This window comes from Mesonia phycicola, assembly GCF_900141885.1.
Lineage (GTDB): Bacteria > Bacteroidota > Bacteroidia > Flavobacteriales > Flavobacteriaceae > Mesonia > Mesonia phycicola.
The window spans coordinates 1-3584 of sequence record NZ_FQYY01000029.1 but is presented as its reverse complement, the minus strand read 5'-3'; the positions used below and the strand labels follow the sequence as shown (position 1 = coordinate 3584).

General features: G+C 45.9%; 2 tRNA genes and 2 rRNA genes. All 4 read left to right on the top strand.

The annotated features are described in order from the left end of the window. Positions 1–52 precede the first annotated feature (52 nt). A tRNA-Ile gene (locus tag BUC03_RS14910) sits at positions 53–126 on the top strand. A gap of 122 nt (positions 127–248) precedes the next feature. Beyond that, positions 249–322, top strand: a tRNA-Ala gene (locus tag BUC03_RS14905). Positions 323–486: 164 nt separating this feature from the next. Then, positions 487–3308: ribosomal RNA gene (locus tag BUC03_RS14900) — 23S ribosomal RNA — on the top strand. Positions 3309–3436: 128 nt separating this feature from the next. Then, positions 3437–3545 (top strand): 5S ribosomal RNA (rrf, locus tag BUC03_RS14895). Positions 3546–3584 lie beyond the last annotated feature (39 nt).

Sequence of the window (3584 nt, the reverse complement as noted above, 5' to 3'; positions counted from 1 at the left end):
ATAGAGAGGTTGTTTAGTTTTAATCGTCTGTCAATTATATATACAATGATGCAGTCTCATAGCTCAGCTGGTTAGAGCGCTACACTGATAATGTAGAGGTCGGCAGTTCGAGTCTGCCTGAGACTACGAGCATAGAGAATTATTCTTTATGATAAAGTTCATAAAAAGATATTGAAGGAAATTTTAGAGGTTGAGTAGCCGTTATAAGTACTGTTAACTAATAACTGGTTAACAAGCTATCTAATAATGGGGGATTAGCTCAGCTGGCTAGAGCGCCTGCCTTGCACGCAGGAGGTCATCGGTTCGACTCCGATATTCTCCACGATTAACGGTTGTATTAATTATTTAATATTTTTCGTTAAAAAAGTTCATTGACATACTGAAACAATAATAAAGAATACGAGAGAATCTATTTAAGGTTCTATATTTATTTATAGGATTTTAGATATTTTAATATAATAAGAATAAAGATCATTAGGTAAAAAGCATAAGCTTATTAAGGGCGTATGGGGAATGCCTAGGCTCTCAGAGGCGAAGAAGGACGTGATAAGCTGCGAAAAGCTGCGGGGATTGGCACATACAAATTGATCCGCAGATATCCGAATGGGGCAACCCGGTATATTGAAGATATATCATCCGCAAGGAGGCAAACCCGGAGAACTGAAACATCTAAGTACCCGGAGGAAGAGAAAACAATAGTGATTACGCTAGTAGCGGCGAGCGAACGCGTAATAGCCCAAACCATAATGTTTACGGATATTATGGGGTTGTAGGACCACGACATTTGAGACTCGATGAACTAGAACAAGTTGGAAAGCTTGGCCATAGACGGTGATAGCCCGGTATAGGTAAAGGAAGTTAAGATAGTGGTATCCTGAGTAGTGCGGGGCACGTGAAACCCTGTATGAATCTGGCGGGACCATCCGCCAAGGCTAAATACTACTGAGAGACCGATAGTGAACCAGTACCGTGAGGGAAAGGTGAAAAGAACCCTGAATAAGGGAGTGAAATAGATCCTGAAACCATACGCTTACAAGCGGTCGGAGCCTTTATTGGTGACGGCGTGCCTTTTGCATAATGAGCCTACGAGTTACTTTATCTAGCAAGGTTAAGATGTTCAGCATCGGATCCGTAGCGAAAGCGAGTCTTAATAGGGCGTTTTAGTTAGGTTGAGTAGACGCGAAACCGTGTGATCTACCCTTGGGCAGGTTGAAGCTGTGGTAACACATAGTGGAGGACCGAACCCGTTGACGTTGAAAAGTCTTGGGATGACCTGAGGGTAGGGGTGAAAGGCCAATCAAACTCGGAAATAGCTCGTACTCCCCGAAATGCATTTAGGTGCAGCGATGATTTAGTTTTATAGAGGTAGAGCTACTGATTGGATGCGGGGGCTTCACCGCCTACCAATTCCTGACAAACTCCGAATGCTATAAAATGATTTTCATCAGTGAGGGCATGGGTGCTAAGGTCCATGTCCGAAAGGGAAAGAACCCAGACCATCAGCTAAGGTCCCCAAATATATGTTAAGTTGAATAAACGAGGTTGAACTGCTTAGACAGCTAGGATGTTGGCTTGGAAGCAGCCATTCATTTAAAGAGTGCGTAACAGCTCACTAGTCGAGCGGTTCGGCATGGATAATAATCGGGCATAAACATATTACCGAAGCTATGGACTATAGTTTACTATAGTGGTAGGGGAGCATTGTAACAGGAGTGAAGGTGTACTGTGAGGTATGCTGGACTGGTTACAAAAGAAAATGTAGGCATAAGTAACGATAATGCGGGCGAGAAACCCGCACACCGAAAGACTAAGGTTTCCTCAGCTATGCTAATCAGCTGAGGGTTAGTCGGGACCTAAGGCGAACCCGAATGGGGTAGTCGATGGACAAGCAGTTAATATTCTGCTACCTGCTTTACAATAAAAGTGACGGAGGCATAAACTTGGTGCGTACTGACGGAATAGTACGTTGAAGTAACCGAAAGGTTACGATAGTACACTTAAGCTACGGCGGCGGTGATAATCCAGGGGCGTGACTTCCAAGAAAAGCGAGTAAAGCAGCCCGTACCCTAAACCGACACAGGTAGTTGGGATGAGAATTCTAAGGTGCTCGAGAGATTCATGGCTAAGGAACTAGGCAAAATCGACCCGTAACTTCGGGAGAAGGGTCGCCCCACTTCGGTGGGGCCGCAGTGAAGAGGTCCAGGCGACTGTTTATCAAAAACACAGGGCTCTGCAAAATCGAAAGATGAAGTATAGGGCCTGACACCTGCCCGGTGCCGGAAGGTTAAGAGGAGATGTCATCTTCGGAGAAGCATTGAATTGAAGCCCCGGTAAACGGCGGCCGTAACTATAACGGTCCTAAGGTAGCGAAATTCCTTGTCGGGTAAGTTCCGACCTGCACGAATGGTGCAACGATCTGGACACTGTCTCAGCCATGAGCTCGGTGAAATTGTAGTATCGGTGAAGATGCCGATTACCCGCTGTGGGACGAAAAGACCCCGTGAACCTTTACTATAGCTTAGTATTGACTTTGGACAAGTGATGTGTAGGATAGGTGGGAGACATTGAAGTTGCGTCGCTAGGCGTGATGGAGTCATTGTTGAAATACCACCCTTTACTTGTTTGAAGCCTAACTTCCCTTGGAAGGACAGTGCTTGGTGGGTAGTTTGACTGGGGTGGTCGCCTCCAAAAGAGTAACGGAGGCTTCTAAAGGTCCCCTCAGCACGCTTGGTAACCGTGCGTAGAGTGCAATGGCAAAAGGGGGCTTGACTGAGAGACATACAGGTCGATCAGGTACGAAAGTAGAGCATAGTGATCCGGTGGTTCCGTATGGAAGGGCCATCGCTCAAAGGATAAAAGGTACTCCGGGGATAACAGGCTGATCTCCCCCAAGAGCTCATATCGACGGGGGGGTTTGGCACCTCGATGTCGGCTCGTCACATCCTGGGGCTGGAGAAGGTCCCAAGGGTTGGGCTGTTCGCCCATTAAAGTGGCACGCGAGCTGGGTTCAGAACGTCGTGAGACAGTTCGGTCTCTATCTACAGTGGGCGTAAGAAATTTGAGTGGATCTGACTCTAGTACGAGAGGACCGAGTTGGACAAACCTCTGGTGTACCAGTTGTTCCGCCAGGAGCATTGCTGGGTAGCTACGTTTGGAAGGGATAAGCGCTGAAAGCATATAAGCGCGAAACCCACCACAAGATGAGATTTCTTTTAAGGGTCGTGAGAGACGATCACGTTGATAGGCTATAGGTGTAAAGGCAGTAATGTCATAGCCAAGTAGTACTAATAACCCGTATAGCTTATGCAGCCCCTAGCTTGTCTAGGGGCGCAAGATTGCCTAATTGATTTTCTTCTTATGTTAGAATTTTTGAATACTTTATTATTGTTATAGTATGTTAAGATATTAGTTCTTGTATAATAACAAGACCAAGAGCCAAGGTGGTTATAGCAACGGGGCTCACCTCTTCCCATTCCGAACAGAGAAGTTAAGCCCGTTAGCGCAGATGGTACTGCTTTTTGTGGGAGAGTATGTCGCCGCCTTCTTTTAAGACCCTTCATTTTTAATGAAGGGTCTTTTTTGTT